The 16,329-nt window shown below is 60.0% G+C and carries 17 protein-coding genes and 6 pseudogenes; 8 read left to right on the top strand and 15 right to left on the bottom strand.

What is annotated here, in order from left to right; all coding sequences use genetic code 11:
• Nucleotides 1-27: 27 nt before the first annotated feature.
• Nucleotides 28-549: a TniQ family protein gene (locus OKW43_RS41740; protein ID WP_429454670.1), complete on the top strand. Its 522-nt coding sequence runs from the start codon at nt 28-30 to the stop codon at nt 547-549.
• Nucleotides 550-1,471: 922 nt separating this feature from the next.
• Here the strand turns inward: OKW43_RS41740 and OKW43_RS41735 are convergent.
• The 3 genes from OKW43_RS41735 to OKW43_RS41725 form a co-directional block, all read right to left on the bottom strand.
• Nucleotides 1,472-1,759: a hypothetical protein gene (locus OKW43_RS41735; protein ID WP_429454669.1), complete on the bottom strand. Its 288-nt coding sequence runs from the start codon at nt 1,757-1,759 to the stop codon at nt 1,472-1,474.
• 219 nt (nt 1,760-1,978) lie between these two features.
• A complete protein-coding gene (locus OKW43_RS41730; RefSeq protein ID WP_429454668.1) occupies nt 1,979-2,497 on the bottom strand; it encodes a DNA-binding protein in 519 nt (172 codons plus the stop codon).
• Nucleotides 2,482-2,694, bottom strand: a complete 213-nt coding sequence (locus OKW43_RS41725; protein ID WP_429454667.1) for a hypothetical protein — start codon at nt 2,692-2,694, stop codon at nt 2,482-2,484. Before OKW43_RS41725 ends, OKW43_RS41730 begins: the two co-directional genes overlap by 16 nt.
• A gap of 211 nt (nt 2,695-2,905) precedes the next feature.
• Between OKW43_RS41725 and OKW43_RS41720 the strand changes: the two genes are divergently transcribed.
• Nucleotides 2,906-3,343, top strand: coding sequence for a transposase (locus OKW43_RS41720; protein ID WP_429454666.1), 438 nt, complete (start codon nt 2,906-2,908; stop codon nt 3,341-3,343).
• Between the two features lie 101 nt (nt 3,344-3,444).
• Here the strand turns inward: OKW43_RS41720 and OKW43_RS41715 are convergent, their stop codons facing one another.
• The 7 genes and pseudogenes from OKW43_RS41715 to OKW43_RS41685 form a co-directional block, all read right to left on the bottom strand.
• On the bottom strand, nt 3,445-3,813 hold the full coding sequence (locus OKW43_RS41715; RefSeq protein ID WP_429454665.1) for a calcium-binding protein: 369 nt from the start codon (nt 3,811-3,813) through the stop codon (nt 3,445-3,447).
• Nucleotides 3,814-3,843: 30 nt separating this feature from the next.
• The gene (locus OKW43_RS41710) at nt 3,844-4,332 is read right to left on the bottom strand and encodes a hypothetical protein (protein ID WP_429454664.1); all 489 of its coding nucleotides are present in this window, start codon (nt 4,330-4,332) and stop codon (nt 3,844-3,846) included.
• Nucleotides 4,333-4,346: 14 nt separating this feature from the next.
• Nucleotides 4,347-5,870, bottom strand: a complete 1,524-nt coding sequence (tnpC, locus tag OKW43_RS41705) for an IS66 family transposase (protein ID WP_429454663.1) — start codon at nt 5,868-5,870, stop codon at nt 4,347-4,349.
• Between the two features lie 65 nt (nt 5,871-5,935).
• Nucleotides 5,936-6,283 carry an IS66 family insertion sequence element accessory protein TnpB gene (tnpB, locus tag OKW43_RS41700; RefSeq protein WP_147394152.1) on the bottom strand — a complete coding sequence of 116 codons (348 nt, stop codon included), beginning with the start codon at nt 6,281-6,283 and terminating at the stop codon, nt 5,936-5,938.
• Nucleotides 6,277-6,606 carry an IS66 family insertion sequence element accessory protein TnpA gene (gene tnpA, locus OKW43_RS41695; RefSeq protein WP_429454662.1) on the bottom strand — a complete coding sequence of 110 codons (330 nt, stop codon included), beginning with the start codon at nt 6,604-6,606 and terminating at the stop codon, nt 6,277-6,279. Before tnpA ends, tnpB begins: the two co-directional genes overlap by 7 nt.
• Nucleotides 6,607-6,769: 163 nt before the next feature.
• Nucleotides 6,770-6,967: pseudogene (locus OKW43_RS41690) on the bottom strand (IS4 family transposase); the annotation flags it as partial.
• 99 nt (nt 6,968-7,066) lie between these two features.
• A pseudogene (locus OKW43_RS41685) lies at nt 7,067-7,603 on the bottom strand (IS630 family transposase); the annotation flags it as partial.
• A gap of 67 nt (nt 7,604-7,670) precedes the next feature.
• Between OKW43_RS41685 and OKW43_RS41680 the strand changes: the two are divergent.
• From OKW43_RS41680 to OKW43_RS41670, 3 genes and pseudogenes are all read left to right on the top strand, one after another.
• A pseudogene (locus OKW43_RS41680) lies at nt 7,671-8,171 on the top strand (IS6 family transposase); the annotation flags it as partial.
• A gap of 126 nt (nt 8,172-8,297) precedes the next feature.
• Nucleotides 8,298-9,428: an IS110 family transposase gene (locus OKW43_RS41675; protein WP_429448269.1), complete on the top strand. Its 1,131-nt coding sequence runs from the start codon at nt 8,298-8,300 to the stop codon at nt 9,426-9,428.
• Nucleotides 9,429-9,707: 279 nt separating this feature from the next.
• A pseudogene (locus tag OKW43_RS41670) lies at nt 9,708-9,911 on the top strand (DDE-type integrase/transposase/recombinase); the annotation flags it as partial.
• Nucleotides 9,912-9,966: 55 nt separating this feature from the next.
• Here the strand turns inward: OKW43_RS41670 and OKW43_RS41665 are convergent.
• Nucleotides 9,967-10,146, bottom strand: a pseudogene (locus OKW43_RS41665) (IS110 family transposase); the annotation flags it as partial.
• A gap of 240 nt (nt 10,147-10,386) precedes the next feature.
• Complete coding sequence (locus OKW43_RS41660; RefSeq protein ID WP_429454661.1) at nt 10,387-11,364, bottom strand: IS5 family transposase; 978 nt, start codon at nt 11,362-11,364, stop codon at nt 10,387-10,389.
• Between the two features lie 72 nt (nt 11,365-11,436).
• Between OKW43_RS41660 and OKW43_RS41655 the strand changes: the two are divergent.
• A pseudogene (locus tag OKW43_RS41655) lies at nt 11,437-11,751 on the top strand (PhoU domain-containing protein); the annotation flags it as partial.
• A 584-nt stretch (nt 11,752-12,335) separates the two neighbouring features.
• On the opposite strand, the gene OKW43_RS41650 reads toward OKW43_RS41655, so the two are convergent.
• The gene (locus OKW43_RS41650; RefSeq protein WP_429454660.1) at nt 12,336-12,908 is read right to left on the bottom strand and encodes a hypothetical protein; all 573 of its coding nucleotides are present in this window, start codon (nt 12,906-12,908) and stop codon (nt 12,336-12,338) included.
• A 576-nt stretch (nt 12,909-13,484) separates the two neighbouring features.
• On the opposite strand from OKW43_RS41650, the gene OKW43_RS41645 reads away from it, so the two are divergent.
• Nucleotides 13,485-14,507 (top strand): IS30 family transposase, encoded by a 1,023-nt coding sequence (locus OKW43_RS41645; RefSeq protein ID WP_429445436.1) that lies wholly within the window; start codon nt 13,485-13,487, stop codon nt 14,505-14,507.
• A gap of 160 nt (nt 14,508-14,667) precedes the next feature.
• Nucleotides 14,668-15,387 (top strand): IS6 family transposase, encoded by a 720-nt coding sequence (locus tag OKW43_RS41640; RefSeq protein WP_187639503.1) that lies wholly within the window; start codon nt 14,668-14,670, stop codon nt 15,385-15,387.
• On the opposite strand, the gene OKW43_RS41635 is transcribed toward OKW43_RS41640, so the two are convergent.
• Both OKW43_RS41635 and OKW43_RS41630 read right to left on the bottom strand, forming a co-directional pair.
• On the bottom strand, nt 15,335-15,709 hold the full coding sequence (locus tag OKW43_RS41635; protein WP_429454659.1) for a DUF4142 domain-containing protein: 375 nt from the start codon (nt 15,707-15,709) through the stop codon (nt 15,335-15,337). The genes OKW43_RS41640 and OKW43_RS41635 overlap by 53 nt on opposite strands.
• A 349-nt stretch (nt 15,710-16,058) precedes the next feature.
• Nucleotides 16,059-16,328, bottom strand: coding sequence for a YbdD/YjiX family protein (locus OKW43_RS41630; protein ID WP_187639504.1), 270 nt, complete (start codon nt 16,326-16,328; stop codon nt 16,059-16,061).
• Between the last annotated feature and the right edge of the window lies 1 nt (nt 16,329).

Raw genomic sequence — 16,329 nt, 5'->3', positions numbered from 1 at the left:
TACACCACTTCCGACTTTAGCTCAAAAATGATGGACGCGCCGTCCAGTGTCAAAAGTTCGCCAGACCGTCACCTTTGTGGACGATGGGCCGGACTGGACCTGCGCCCGATGTTGCATGAATCCGTCTACAGCGTGCTGTCGCGTTTTGCACAGCGGAATGTGCTGGATTTCGGGACGCTCAGCTCCATTTTGCAGATGCGAGCGGCGGAAACCCAGAAGAATTGTTTCTATCGCTCGTCTGCCGACATTGAAAGGCCTATAAACTGCCTGACAGGCTGGAACTGGCGTTCTCACGAAGCTCGACTCGCGCGGGTCTCGGCGGCCTTCATCCACAGCTTGTGGAGTCCGATGCTGCGGCATTGTCCAGTGTGTCTTGAAGCCGGATTTCATAGCGTCTGGTACCAAGTCGATACATTATTCTGTTGTCCCATTCACGGATGTGAACTGGTGACTGTCTGCCAGCATGCGGCGCGCCAACCGCGAGGTACGGATTTTCGGAGGCGCTTTTTCGCGATCCCTATTCATGCTGGTTCTGCCGTGGTCCCGTAGCGGGCGCTGAGTTTGCTCTTTCCGAGCACCTTCTCCTTCGGTCTGACCAGGCGCTTATCGACGCTCGTCTGCAAGCGTTCCGAGAATGGTTCGACAGCGGAACTGAACGGTTTCATTGCCTGAATCAAATTGCACGTCGCCAATTGCATCCGGAGTTCCCCGGTTGCGGTCCGCGTCGCTTGCTCCGTCATTTGATGTCTGTGGTTCAACCGTTCTTAGGTGACCCGCCCGCACATGACAGCATTACGATACTGACATGGCGCGTAGCTGCTGGATTCAGAGCGCCTGTGTTGCCGTTAACGATTAAGAGGCAGGGATGGGTTCGCTATGGTCAGGCGCAGGGTGCATATCGCGCAACGCTGCGTTTGCTGCGAAGAGCCATCAGCGCCGAATTGAACGGGGTCGACCCGACTGTCTCCCTAGCCAATACCAGTCGGACCGCAACGGAGGTCTTCGAGCTACATCCGTACGTATTGGCTTATCTTCTTCTTCGCTTTGCGTTCGAGCGTACGCGAACATGGAGGTTTGACTGGTGCTCAGACCTTGCTGCGATATCGGATGAGCCCATCGCCATTGGGAAAATCGGGGAGCGACTGAGTCGGCGCTGTGTCCGGGCGATCGTGCTTGGGGCGTACGTGGGCATGCTTAATTTGGTCAAGCGCACGCGAGCGCGTGGAGAGGTGAGTTTGGGGGCGTTTTGCGTTGATATCGATGAGCTGGTGTTCCACTGCATCGACCGATACGGTGGGGTTGACTACGGGTTTGTCATCTTTCCGAAAGTGTCTTGGCTACCAACTCGCGGTCTGCGCACAGACAGATCATCTGTACTTTGTTCTGTCGAAAGACTCATTTTGGCGACCTCAGACGCCACGGTCATTGATTGACGGAAGAGGAGAATTGTCCAAGTTGTTGACGTGACGCTTTATCGGGGCCACCTATTGCCGACGACAACAGGCAAACATAGTGGATGCTCGGCCGATTGCCGATGTGATTTGCGGCTATATCGAGGACGAAAAGGGCTAGTTTGATCCACGGTGCTTCGTACAGCGTCGGCGAGCGATGGTCGGCCGCGCTTGAGCGTCGCGAGCGTCCAGCGGCAATACAGCGAGTGCCCGAGCGCGTGGGCCAGATACTCGAGCGCGGCGTCGACGGCGCCGGGCAGACGCTGCGGGGGCCGGCAGCCGGTGTCGAGCCAGTCGGACGGGTTCATCGCACTTTCCTCGCGGAGGCCGGCCTTTGTCCAGACTGGCTGGAGTGACCGGCGTGGACAGCTTTCGCAGGGGGGACGCGGCGGCCGGAAGAGGAAGGTCTGTTCGTCATCGCGCTGCCTACCAGGGCCAGCGTCTGGCGTTGCTGCTCCACGACCGTCACAAGGGCGGTGCTTCGGCCGCCGCCTGCTGCTGTGCCTGGCGCTGTTCGGCCAGTTCCGTCACCAGCCGTGCTTCCCTGCAGGCGCGAGTTCGGCTTCGAGGCGCCGCCGTTCAACGTGGAAGGTCTCGCGCTGGTGCGCGGTTTCGCGCAGCAGCTGTCTGCACAGGCCGTCATAACGCGCGCGTTCGGTGGCCAGTTCGCCGGCGTGCGTCTTCGCCGCCTGCGTGGCCGTCTCGTCGGCGGTGGCAAGTTGCGACTGCAGCGCCGTGCTGGCGGATTCCAGCAGGCGCGTTCGCTCCTCGAGGGCGCGGCTTTCGAGTCGGCGCTCCAGCAGCTCCGCGTCGCGGGCGGCGAGCTGGGTGCGAAGATCGGTGAGTTCGGTGCGGAGCATATCGGTGCGCAGTTCCGCTTCGTGGCGTGCGGTGTCGGCCGCTTCCTGGCTGCGTGCCGCATCCTGGCGCAGGCGCATGACGCCGTCGAGCTGGGTGGCGACGGCCGCTTCCCACAGCGCGCGCATCTGCGCGGCGATCGCGGGCGGCACGTCGGGCATCGCGAAGCCGCTTAGTCCCGCCTGCACGACTTCCGCCTCGATCTCATTGAGATGCCGTGACAGCGTGGCGGGTCGCCGGCGCCGAGTCGTGCGCGCAGCTTGCGCACCGACACGATCTTGCGGAAGCGGGCGTCGGACCTGGGGGCGGTGTCGCCGGCCTCGGCGAGCATCGCGAGGACGGCCGTGCGGATCGTCTCGGGGGAAACCGCGGCGGGGCGGGCCATGGCGGACTCCGGAAAGCAGCACTGCAACACGGCAGCGCGCCGGGGCGACGGGCAGAAATCCGCGGCCCGGGGCGCAGGGCGGGATTTCCACATTAGATTACGCACGGGCCTGACGCAAGAAAACCCTTTTTGGCGCGGTTAAAAATTTCGTTGCGGCGATAAACGCCCTATGGGGTGTCCATTTAACCGGAGTTAAGCGTAAGCTGGGGCAATGGAACGCGCCCACGCCAGCATCCACTACCCGAAGTCCCTTGGGGAGTTTCAGGCCTGGTTCCCGACTGATGCAGACTGCCTGGACTACCTCGAATGGCTGCGATGGCCTTGCGGCTTCGTCTGCCCGTCCTGTGGGCATCACGGAGGATGGCGACTTGGGGACAATCGGTTCATGTGTACTGGATGCGGTAGCCGCACATCGGTGATGGCTGGCACCATCTTTGACCGGACACGTACTCCACTCACGGTTTGGTTTTCGGTCTGTTGGCATTTTGCTACCGCTAAAGATGGGATCTCCGCGCTGAGTTTGAAGCGGACCTTGGAGATCGGCTCCTACCAGACGGTGTGGGCTATTCTTCATCGCCTGCGGTCTGTTCTGATTCGCCCCGATCGGGAGCGCCTTTGCGGGACGGTCGCGGTGTATCCGTCAGCGTAACCCGTCAGAAGTTGGAATATAGTACGAGACCAACAACGCCGCGAGAGATCAGGACGAGGTGAGCGAGATCCCGCTGCGACAGTGCGACGGCTCTCTGGATGTCAGAACGCGTAACCTTGATCGTGCCAGTAGTGCCAGTCAGCGACGGCGAGTCGTGTCGGTTGATCGCTGTTCACCGGGACGATCTGAGCCAGGGGTGCCACCACGTCACGTTGGCCCCACCGCGCCCAGACGAAGATGCCAACCCGACATAGGTCTTCATGAGCGAGTCCGGTGACCGAAACGTGTTCCCCCGGGTGCAGTGGTGAAGAGGCCATTGCCTGGCGAATGCCGGCCTCGAATGGAAACGAGAGCTGCTCTTCCAGATAGCAGTACCACGACATCGCCCGCTCTTCCTCGGTATAGGCGTCGACCACCACTTCCATCTCAATGCGATGTTCACGTTTTGCGTCGATCTTGGGCTTGGCCATGATGTTGTCTTCCGACCAGAGTTGATAGGGCTATAGATCGACGATACGCCACAGCAGACCGTAGGAAACACGCCAGTGACCCTCGGAATCTGTCACGGCAATCGAGGCCGTTTTCGAGTTGAGTCTGACGATGGTGCCGACACGCTCGCTCAGGTGTTTGTCGGTGAAACCGACGGTGTCGCCGACGAGGAACTCGTCGCGTTGTGCGCGCGGTGGCGGTGCCGGTTCAGGATGAATCGGGGCTGCGCTATCGGGAACGATCGCCGCGTACGGTAGCGCCCAGCTGCGCCGGCTCGCATTGTCCTGAACGACCGCCTGTGTTTGCCGAAGCTCAACGACGGTTCCCTGCAATGGAGGGGCCAGCGGGTTGTCTGGGATATAACTGATAGCCATGCCGAGGTGCAGGCGCTGCCGTACTTCCAGGATGCGTCGGGGATCATCGAGCATTTTTCCGACGGCGAGATAAAGGCGATAGAGTTCGGCGCTGGGCGCCTGCCGGAGTGAGTCGAGAATGTCCATGAATGTGATGGCGTTTAACGGGCGAGCGGCAACAGTTCGTGCACGCGATTGACAGGATACGATGGCAGCTTCTCGAGCGTGTCCTTGAGCCACGCGTACGGCTCGAAACCGTTCAGGCGAGCCGTGCCGAGCAGCGAATACATCGTGGCGCTCGCGCGGGCGCCGCGCGGGGAGCCCGCGAAGAGCCAGTTCGCCCTTCCGAGGGCAATGGGTCTGATTTGCCGCTCGAGAGCGTTGTTGTCCGGCAGCAGGATACCGCTCTCAGTGTAGCGAACGAGCGCCGGCCAGTGACGTAACGCATAGCCGAAGGCCTTTGCAAGCGGCGCCTGAGCCGGCAAGCCGATGACGTTGCCTTCCAGCCATTGCCGGAACAGCACGAGTAGCGGCAGTGCCTCAGTTTGCCGCGCCGCATATTTGAGCTCAGGCGTCTGGTCCTTGATCCGCGACTCGATCGCATACAACTGCGTGATCCACTGCAGCGCCTGCGCTGCAAGTCCCGGTTTGCTTTGCGCCTTCGCGATTTCGAAGAAGCGTCGGCGGCAATGGGCCCAACATCCAACCTCGACGATATCTCCGGTTTCGTAGAGTGCGCCATGTCCACTGTATGCGTCGGCCTGCAGATAGCCTTTGTACTTTTGCAGGTAGCGCAGCGGATGCGAACCGGAGCGCGACTCAGCGAATTCGAACACGACCGCCGGCGGGTGGTCAACCCAGACACCGTTCTCCTCGCGCTGCCCCGCGCCCAGGTATCCCCATAATCGTGCGGTGCGCGTCGCCGTGCGACCCTTCTCGAGTAACGGCAGCGTTGTGTCGTCCACGTGCATGCGCGGGGCCTGCAACTGGTGAGCCCGTAGCGGCGGCAGCAGCACTTCGAGCAGCTCGGCTGCCGCCAGCTTCCATTCACACAGCGTTGCCCGGGGCAGGTACACACCACGGCGCGCGTAGCGCGTCTCCTGGCGATTCAAGGGAAGATGATCGACGTAGGTATTGACCAGGATGTTAGCCAGCAGGCTCGCGCTCGCATTGCTCTTCGGCAGCGGTGAAGGCTGGGCGCTCGCCGTCACGATGGTCGACTCACCATCCTTCTTCGCCGCGTATCTGAAGCGGATGTGCTCAATGACGGTGAGCCTGGAGGGCTCGTAGTGCAGCGTCTCGCTGCGCTCTTCGCCGATGCATTCGAGTGAATCGAATGCCGCCTTCTGTTCGTCGCTCAGATCGTATTCAATGCGCGTGCGCGGCAGGTCCTTCGGCAGGGCAGGACGTCCCTTGCGGGTGTGGCCTGCAACCGGAACCTCATCCGGCTCGGGCGGAACCGGTAACTCCGTAGCGACATCGAACAGATCCGCCTGGGCCGCCAGCCGCTCGGAGCTGACCCCGAAGTGCGCGCGGTTCGCCTGGGCAATCTGGTGCTGCAGGATTTCCAACTGCTCCCACAGCACGCATGCCAGCCTGTTCTGTTCGAGCGCGAAGGCTTGCAGCGCATCGGGCTCGACCGGCAAATCCGCGACAGTGATGGCGGTGGGCGGCATGCCTGTCATGATGCCCAACTCGCGCGACGTTTACAAGATCGGAGAGCGTTGTATCTGCGCAGGCAATAGCCAGTTCAGCTCACGCGCTTCACTGCGACGGCACGATGCGGCTCGCGCGCCGGGATCTCGATGCCTTCCAGCCAGGCGTTGAGTTCAGCGAGCGTGAAGCCACGTTGGGCGAGTGACGACGGTGATGGAAAATGTCCGTGTTCAAGCCGCTTGTACCAGAGCGCGAAACCGGTGCGATCCCAATATAAGCACTTGACCTTCGTGCGATCCCGACCAACGAACACGAACAGATTGCCAGAGGCCGGCTTCTGGGCCAGAAGCGGTTCGACCAGATACGACAGGGTGTCGATCGACTTGCGCATGTCGACCGGATCACGGCAGATGTAGGCACGAACGTCGGCGGCGATCAGCAACGCGCACCTCCAAGCTGCCCGAGCACGAAGCGCACGATGCGCTCGGCGTGCGCGCCCGTCAGTTCGATGCGAACGCCGGCGAGGGACAGCGTCACCCGATCACGCGTAGACGACGTGTCCACTGTCGGTGATGGCACCGCTGGCGGCGCCCCGATGCCCGCATGGGCAACGACGAACGCCGCGTCAGGGGTGACCGCCAGCGGACGCTCGCTTTCATCCTCCAGGTTCGACAGTTTCTTGCGCCACAGATCGAACGTACTGACGGCAAGTCCCTGCTCACGGCAGAAGTGACGCTCGCCAAGTCCGCTTCCTTTCCATGCCATGACCATCTCTCGCCAGAACGCCTCGCCCCGCCGAGGCCGCCGCGTGCCCGTCGATACAGTCTCTCCCGCGGTGTTCTCCATCGCATTGCTCCGTCGTTACGATGGCTACACCTTCGCACCGCGCGTACGTGCGTTCAAGACGGGATGCGCTGACGGATACTGTCATTTCATACTGGATGATATGGAAGGCCCGAATAAAGCTCAGATCCTCAGGCGCGTGCCCAGCATCAAGCGCGGCTTTGGCTATTTCCAGACGGATCAGGTTGTAGGCGACCAGGGCGCCCCAAAGCTCCTGGTAGACCCCTTGCACAGTCTGACTGCGAAGCGTCAGCTCCATGCCCAGCATCGACTGCTTCAATTCATGATCGCATCTGGCCGTCCGGCCGCCCATTCCTTTACAACATTGGTTGAAATCGCTCAGCGAATAACAAAATTATTGAGACTTCCATAATTCATGACGTCACCACAGCGTAGCCTGCATCCAGCAAGCGGCAATGATCGAAGGCCGCTTTTGAGCGCTCTTGAGCTTGTTGCGGGCGCTCGCGCGCAGTTCGCCGAGATCATTGGGGCAGTAGTTGGCCAGCGCGTGGCGCTTCAGCCAGGCCCACAGGTATTCGACCGGGTTCATGTCCGGCGCGTACGGCGGCAGGAACGCGATCTGGATGTGTCCGTCCAGGCTGTCCAGGTACTCGCGCACCAAACGACTGCGATGCGCCTTCAGGCCATCCCAGATCACCAGCAGCGGCTGCTTCAGGTGGGCCTTGAGCGCCTTGAGGAATTGGACGATCTCTTCCTTCTTGATGCTCCCCTCGTGCAGCCGGAACAAACAGTTGGTGCGCGTGAGCCCGGCGATGACCGAGACGTGACTCCAGTTGAAGTGAAACTGGATGATGGGCGTCTGTCCCTTGGGCGCCCAGGTGCGGACTCTGGTCGGGCGCTCGCTGATGCCGGACTCGTCCACGAAGACAATCAGCCGGTCTTCTCGTCGGGCTTTTTTTTAGGTTCTGTTGCAGTAAGGCCGGTCCGCTATGATGGGCGGAACGACACGAACGACTGAAAGCTCGATGAAGACGATGAATCCGGCGGTGGCCCGAGTGCTCAAACGCCTGCATTATCCGCTCGACGTGATTCTGACCTGCGTGCGCTGGTACGTGGCCTATCCGCTGAGCCTACGCCACCTTGAAGACACGATGGCTGAGCGCGGCGTTTCGGTCGATCATTCGACTGTGCACCGCTGGGCCATCAAGCTGTTGCCGGTGCTGGAGAAAGCGTTTCGCCGCCTCAAACGGCCGGTGGGTAAGAGCTGGCGGATGGACGAAACGTACATCCGCGTCAAGGGGGAATGGCGGTATCTTTACCGGGCCGTCGACAAGGACGGCAACACCATTGACTTTCTGCTACGCGCCCATCGGGACAAGACTGCGGCCCGGCGTTACTTTGAGAAATCGATCGCCCAGAACGGTATACCCGAAACGGTAACCATCGACAAAAGCGGCGCCAATCTCGCCGCGCTCGAAGCGATCAATGCCGATCGTGAAGCGCCCATCAGGATCCGCCAGGTCAAGGCAGTATGACTTTCCGTGAGGCAGGGGCTGGCCAGCCGTGACGAATCAGACGCGGGTTAGCATTGCTGCCAGAGCCGCACGGTGTGGACAGCGCCACACCCGGCGATTTCCGGCACGGAGGCCAGCATGGAAAACGATAGCACGGTGTACGTCGGTCTGGATGTTCACAAGGATTCGATCACGGTCGCCTACGCGATCGGCATGGGCGAGGTGGAACTGCTCGGCAAGATCGGTACGACGAAGGCCGATATCGACCGCCTGTGCAGGCGCCTGCAGTCAAAGGGGCGACACGTACGCATCGTCTACGAAGCGGGTCCGTGTGGTTATGGGCTTTACCGGCAGCTCGTCCAGAAGGGATTCGACTGCATCGTGTGTGCACCATCGCTGATTCCGAAGAAGCCCGGCGAGCGCGTGAAGACGGATCGGCGCGATGCGATCAAACTGGTGCGAGCGCTGCGCGCCGGTGACCTGTCAGCGGTCTATGTCCCGGGCGTCGAGGATGAGGCATTCCGGGATCTGGCGCGGGCATGGGCCGGTGCCAGAGACGATCTGAAGCAGGCGCGGCAGCGGCTGAAGTCGTTCCTGCTCTCGCATGGCGTGCACTATACCGGGAACGCGAACTGGGGCGCCGCCCATCGGCGCTGGCTCAGCGCATATTCATTCGGGCACCCGTGGCGGCAACTGGCGTTTGACGAACACCGGCGCACGATCGAGGACCGACTCGCGCAGTGTGATCGCCTCGAAGCAGCGCTACGCGAGGCAGTCGTCAACTGGCGGTTTTATCCAGCCCTGCTGGGACTGCAGGCGATGCGGGGCGTGCAGTTCGTCACGGCCGTCGGGATACTGTCGGAACTGGGCGACCTGTCACGCTTCGAACATCCACGTCAACTGATGGCATGGCTGGGGGTGACGCCGTCGGAACATTCCTCGGGCGACAAGCGACGTCGGGGTAGCATCACCAAGACCGGCAACAGCTACGCCAGAAAGCTGCTGGTCGAGGCGGCCTGGAGCTACCGGCATCCTGCGCGCGTGAGCCGCGACATCCAGCGTCGGCACGAAGGTATTCCGAAGGCCATTATCGATCGCGCCTGGGACGCGCAGGTCCGGTTGTGCCGGCGATACCGGAAGCTGGCAGTGCGCGGCAAACACGTCAATATCGCGACGGTCGCCGTCGCCCGTGAACTAGCGGGCTTCATCTGGGACATCAGCCGCCTGGCGATGTCGCTTGCCACGTCACGCAGCGCACAGACCGCGTAAGCCGCCCGCCACTCAACGCAAGACAACAAGTGGAGGAGTTTCCTGAAGGCGGCGTAGCCCGGCACTCGAGTAACCCGCGAAGATATTTCGCAACGGGCATCACCAATTTGCGGCCCAAGACAGCGGCAGGCTCATGAGGCGGACCTCTGTAATGCGGTAGCCAATCCGCGGATATCAGTGTGATCCACCGTCGACCTTACTGCTACGCCGCCCTCAGGGAATTCTCGCGCCTATGAAAAAGCGAAAAATCAACATCGCGATTGACATGGAAAGTCATATCAATATCTAAATAACCTGGTCGAGCAGGATCATCGGGCGATCAAGCGACGAACGCGGCCCATGCTGGGGTTCAAGAACTTTCGCTGTGCCCGGATCCTTCTGGCCGGCATTGAGATTATGCACATGATCGCCAAAGGACAGATGAAATGTGCTCGCGGAGCCCATCCGTCCGCCGCTGATCAATTCTACGAGCTCGCAATATAAGCAGTACTTCGCATATCGATCTCGCTCGCTCTTTGATCCTTACTGCGACAAAGCCGTGATGGGCGCCGGAACAGGCTTCCATGCCGATGAGGCAAGGCGGCAGCTGGGCGATGAGCAAAATGAGTTGGTCCCGCATGACGCGCGGCCTAACCAGCACAACCTTGCCGGACTCGTCCACTCCGTGAATCGCAAACACGTTCTTGGCCAGATCGATTCCCACGGTGACAACAGGCATGGACTTCCCCTCTTGTTGGTGTTGATGAAGCTTCGAGACTCCATCATGGCACTGTGATACCAATTCGCAGCTTCCACCGCAGCCTCGGGACGGGGGAAGTCCCTTTCATTCGCTGAACAAGCCGCGAATTTGGCAGCTTGTCAGCAATTGAACGTCGTCAAGTCATGAAGCCGAGCTTGCGCAATTGCTTTTCGGCCCTCGCGGGCCTTGTAGGCGGGCGCGTTGCCCGCCTTTCGCCCACTATGGGCGTACCGATGCCGTCAGTTGCCTGCGCGACAGATAGACGTTGGCCAGCGCGAGCGCGACGAACGCCCGGTTGGCGTTCTTTGCCAACCCGCGATAGCGCACCTTCGTAAATCCCCACAGTCGTTTTACGACCGAGAAGACATGTTCGACCCGGGCCCGGATCTTCGACTTGTTGCGGTTCTTGCCCCGTTGCATTTCGTCGACTTCGCCGCCCGCACGGCGGGTGCGCTGATTGGTGAAGTCGCGTGCCTTGGGCGCCTTGCTGTGGATCAGCGCTTTCTGGCTCGCATAGGCGCTATCGCCGTAAACGCGCCGCTCGTTTCCGTGCAGCAATTGCGGTAGCGGGTGTTTGTCATGCACGTTGGCCGGCGTGAGCACCGCGCTGTGCGCCAAGCCGCTTTGGCTGTCCACACCGATGTGCAGCTTGGCGCCGAAATACCATTGGCGACCCTTGCGCGTCTGATGCATCTCGGGGTCGCGCGCCTTCTGCTCATTCTTCGTCGAACCCGGCGCGCCGATGATCGTCGCGTCCACGATAGTGCCGCTTTTGAGCTTCATGCCGCTGGCCTGCAGCACCCGGCCGACTTCGGCAAACAATTGCTCGCCCAGTTTGTGCGTTTCCAGCAGGCGCCGGAATTTGAGCAGCGTCGTCGCGTCCGGTACGGCTTCACAACCCAGGTCAATTCCGACAAAGCGACGCAGGCTGGCGCTGTCGTAGAGCGCCTCTTCGCAAGCGAAGTCGGCCAGATTGAACCAGTGCTGCACGAAATGGATCCGCAGCATGCGCTCAAGACCAATAGGCGGGCGGCCATTGCCGCGCTTCGGATAATGCGGCTCGATCACCGCGCACAGCTGCGCCCATGGCACGATCGCATTCATCGTGTCGAGAAACTCGTCGCGCCGCGTGCGTTTGCGGCGGGTCTCGAAACCCGCTCCTTGATCGGCTGCCATCGCCAGCGTCTGCTGCTTCATCCTGTTTCGCCTTCCTCGTTCAATCCGAGTTCTATAACGCTTGAGGTGCCGGATCGGTGGACTTAATCAGCATTGCCCTTACACATCCTGCGCAGAGCGCTGGATGCATTTGCGAGGACGGATACCGTTGCCGCTGCATAGATTGTCCGGGATGACGAAGCCATCGATAACGAGTTCCGGGCATTCGTGCGCAAGCTCGTCACATACATGACGGAAGACCCTCGAACCATCTCGATTGGACTGGACTACCTGTTCATTGCGAAGGCCATCGAGCGTATCGGCGACCACGCGAAGAACATCGCCGAATATGTGGTCTATGTTGCGAAGGGTGCCGATGTTCGCCACGTATCCCTGGAACAGCTTGAGCGCGACGCCTCGGGTAGTTAAGCCTCGGGAAGGAGGCGCGACGCTGGCTAGCGTTCTGATTTGCGGTCGTGTGCGCCAGCGTGGCGGTGCATCTAAACTTCAATGCGCCCGCTGTGGAACTGGACAGCACGCGACGCTCGGCTCCCGTATTGCTGACGCAATTGCAGTGGACCGATTCTGTTTCGAAGACCCCAGCGTGCTATCGCTCGGATATGGAAGGCGACCGGAAGTAACCGCTCACTCTGCATTGGTCTGCGCACGTCGACCAGGTAAGAAGTCAACTTCGAAGCCGTAGTTGGGTTGAGGGTTCCGACCAAGGCGGTGCCTGCCGCAACGATGCTCGTCCAAACAGCGGAGGCAGCGTCCAGAGGAAGCGCCTTTAGCGTGAAGCTCATGAGCCAGACGCTCGCTACTTGCACGACATGCCTCGCAAAAAGCGGGTTCTGCACTACGTCCGTCGGCTCGCCGTGGAGCGTTGGGTTGCGAAGAGCATGGACCCGCCACGCGTACAGCACGTCCGCCTTCAAAGCACTGGGCGAAAATAAAGCGGCCGTCCAGATTTAAACGGAGACCATGTCTTGAGTAGTTTTTGTATTGGATGTTAGTTATTTTTTAATGAACTTGTTGCACTGCCGGTGAATTGAGGTGATTTCAGCATTTGTGTGCTGATTCAGAATAACTGCCTTCAAGTCGGATTCTGTTCTCCCGCTCCCGAACAAATCAATTTGATAACCCGCCTGTGCCGCATCGCCAACATCAACGCTATCACCATCTTTATCCGCCTTGGTAAAGACTATGGTTTTCATTACACCGTCGGTCTGAGGATTTGCCGTGTTCGTGCCGGGGCACAGCGTTCTAGAAAACTGACCACCGAGCAACTCGCCTTGCATAGTGTACCGGGTGCGCCCATTTGGCTTGAGGGTATCGCGGTCGCAACCGCAAAAAGTACCCTGCGAATCAAAAAAAGCATATTCGAGCGTGAGCGTTAATGGCGTGGGATTGAGGAAGACAAACTCTGTGTTATCAGTCACTATCGGTGGTGCCGGACTATTGAAGTCCGTAAAGCTGTCATTGAGCTTCCAATGCCCTACCAGATAAGGGCCTGAGTCTGCCGCTGTTGCCAATCCTCCATACAATAATGTCACCAATAGTCCAGCCACGACTGATAGCTTTTTCATTTTAACCTCCGCATCTCCAAGGTATACAACTAGACCCTTTGTCTTTTAACAAGACAAAGGATGTTCGAGTTTGTCGGAGCCACAACTGAAATTCGTAAAGACTTAGTCGCGTCGAGTTACACCGAGGCCGGTTACGCGCCGGAACTCCTGCACTGTCCTTGCCCGAAAATTGTTTGGCGGGTTTAGCATGCGCTCGACTTTCGCGAGAATTCGCTTAGCCCTTATCTTAGGCAGCTGCGAGACGCTTTTCAAGCGTTACAGGCGGGTCTGATTTTTGCCGAATTACTTAGCCCGGTGGCGAGCCGGGGTTGGGTGCCTTTCGTCACCGGGCCAACCGGCGCCACCCACGAGCGCTACCGACAACGCCAAATGCAATAAGCAGCATCACGGCCCGCCCACACGGAGATGACGACAAGCTCATATGACTGGTCTTGTGAACGTTTGATGACAAACGTCCTCTTTATGCATAACGACGTGCCGTCATGCAACGCTACATCACCAATCAGGAACTCGTCTGACGTAGACACGGCGCGATCAAATTTGAAGTGCAACACCTTGCTCGTGTAAGGTGTGCCAATGCAAAAAAGAAGTTACCAACAACTGCAGCCTGAAGAACGCATGACGATTGCAAGCATGAAGCAGCAGGGTTCGAGCGTTCAGGTCATCGCCCGAACACTCGGGCGCGCGGCGTCAACCGTGAGCCGCGAGCTGACCAGGAACACGTGTTCTGCCGTGGGCTATGCGTCTGCACCAGCGCAGGCGCTCAGCACGAGCCGACGCGAGGCTGCGCGCCCGTGTCCCAAGCTGCACCCTCAAAGCGTGTCGTGGCGCGTGGTACTCACCCTGCTGGAATGGAAGTGGTCGCCCCAGCAGATCTCAGGTACCCTCAAGCGCATGTGGCCCAACGATCCGACCCAGCATGTCTCGCACGAGACCATCTACACCGCCATCTATGCCCAGCCACGCGGCGAGCTGCGCCGCCAGCTTATCGCCTGTCTGCGCCACGGCCACAGCACGCGTATGTCACGCAAGCGGGGCACTGACCGGCGCGGCCAGATCCCCGACATGGTGAGCATCCATGTGCGCCCGCCTGAGGTCGATGACCGGGTGATGCCAGGCCATTGGGAAGGCGACTTTATCAAGGGTGCCGGCAACCAGTCTTCCGTCGGCGTGCTGGTTGAGCGCACCAGTCGCCTGGTGCTGCTGGCGAAGATGGACGACGCCACCGCCGCCTCGGCCCTGGCCGGCTTCACTGCGAAGCTGAATTCGATCGCTGCGCCCCTGCGCCAGAGCTTCACTTACGACCAGGGCAAGGAAATGACCCGCCATCAGGAGCTCAGCGCCGCCACCGGCGTGCGCGTGTACTTCTGCGATCCGCACAGCCCCTGGCAACGCGGCACCTGTGAGAACACCAACGGGCTGCTGCGTCAGTACTTGCCAAAAGGCACCGACCTCTCGATCTACAGCCAGGACGAACTCGATGCCATCGCCGACAGCCTCAACAGCCGACCGCGTGCTACGCATGCATTTCATTCGCCATTCGAGGTGTTCGAACGTATGCTCGCAACCGCTTCCATAACTTCAGCTTCCGTTCATTAACCCGCTGTTGCGCTTCACCTTTGAAACCGCCCACCTAATCAGTGACGTCGCGCGTTGGTGCAAATGGATATCCAGAAGCTCGCTGACCAGGTCGCGGGGGTTGTGGTGCAATTCCGCTGCGTCGGTCTGTTACGCTTGAGATTTTGACGACCATGAGCCAATGAGCAAGCTGAAAGATCTCGAATGGTTGTTCAACGGGCGTCATTTCGACCGCGAAGTCATCGTCCTTTGCGTGCGCTGGTATCTGCGCTACAAGCTCAGTCTGCGCGATCTAGTAGAGATGATGGCGGAACGCGGTCTGTCCCTCGCGCACACGACGATCCTGCGTTGGGTGAAGCGCTACACGCCGGAGTTCGTCAAACGCTGGAATCGGGTGGCCACGACAGCCGGTCAGTCGTGGCGAGTCGACGAGACCTACGTGAAGATTCGTGGCAAATGGGCCTATCTTTACCGCGCTGTTGACCGGGCGGGAAAGACGATCGATTTTCGCCTCAGCGCCAGGCGCGATGTGGCGGCAGCAAAGGCATTCTTCGCGAAGGCGATCAGAACTCAGGGGCGCGCTCCTGGAACGATCACGCTCGACGGCTACGCGGCATCTCATCGGGCGGTCCGCGAGATGAAGACTGACGGGTCGCTACCCAGGCGAACGAAATTGCGATCCTCGAAGTACCTGAACAACCTGATCGAACAGGATCACCGCCACATCAAATCGCGGGTGAACGTGATGCTCGGGTTCAAGCGGTTCCGGAACGCGGTCGTGACCCTCTCCGGCATCGAACTGGTGCATCGCATTCGCAAAGGCCAGTTTGATCTCACCGGCGTGCACCTCAAAGATACCACTTCGCCCTCGATCTGGATGGCGGTTCTTTCAGCTCGTTGAGGTCCATGAAAAATGGGCGATTTCTCGCCCGCCTGCCGAATTTGCACCACAACCCTTCGGGGTAGAGCATCAGCCTCTGCGTCAATTCGACGGCTGATTGATACAAGTCCCTGTGTTCTGCGATCATTTTTCCAGCGAAATTCTGGATGCTTCTTCTCTGGCTTCGGCTTAGCGCGAGGTTGCCCGCCTCGATTTCGGCTCGATTCGCGACCATGAGGATGGCGGCGATTTGCTGGTCAGTGTGTTGCGCGTGTACGTCATACATGCGCAGCGACAATGCAGCGAGTAACACCAGCGCGGCGGCTTTGCGGCTCGGGATCATCTTTCGCCTCCGGTTCGAACCATTGAACGGACACGTCTGCTGCGGTACTGCATTGACCGGTTGCCGTACCGTTGTAGCCGTTGCTTTCCAAGGTCCCATTTTGCGCCCGAGACGCGCGATCGAGTGGCCTGTCTCAACGGCGGAGCCGACGTTGGAACGTCCCGGTCGTAGGAAGGACGAACGCCTCTTGATGGCCGAACTGGGAAGCTGGCGATCGGTCCATCGACCCAGCCTCGCGAAAGCGGGCAACGGGAAGCATGATTGGGGTAATCTCGCTCCCGCCGCGTCTAGAAATCAACTCGCGCGTTCTCTGCAAAAGAGGATGGCCATACAGAGGACGCGAGCCGGCCTAACAGCATCTCGGTCCGTTGCGACAGTATTTCCGATCGACGGCCCAAGTGAAGAACTCGCCGCGCGACATCAGCGGATCGCACGGATGACGGGAGGCCATGTGCTCGACATAGCGTTCATAGTCAGGCATGCCGAACATCTGCATGCACGCTCCGCGCATGGTGCGCGCAAGTTCCGAGAGCCGTGTCGCAAGTGCAGTGCTGCCGGGACGGTTGTACGTGCCCTTTCCCGGCATCGCCACAAGTTTGCCATTGAAGATCGTTTTCATG

Origin of the sequence: Paraburkholderia sp. WC7.3g (genome assembly GCF_050436345.1) — a bacterium.
GTDB classification, from domain to species: Bacteria; Pseudomonadota; Gammaproteobacteria; order Burkholderiales; family Burkholderiaceae; genus Paraburkholderia; species Paraburkholderia podalyriae.
Note: the sequence above shows the minus strand (reverse complement) of the source record. Positions and strands in the feature narration are given on the sequence as shown.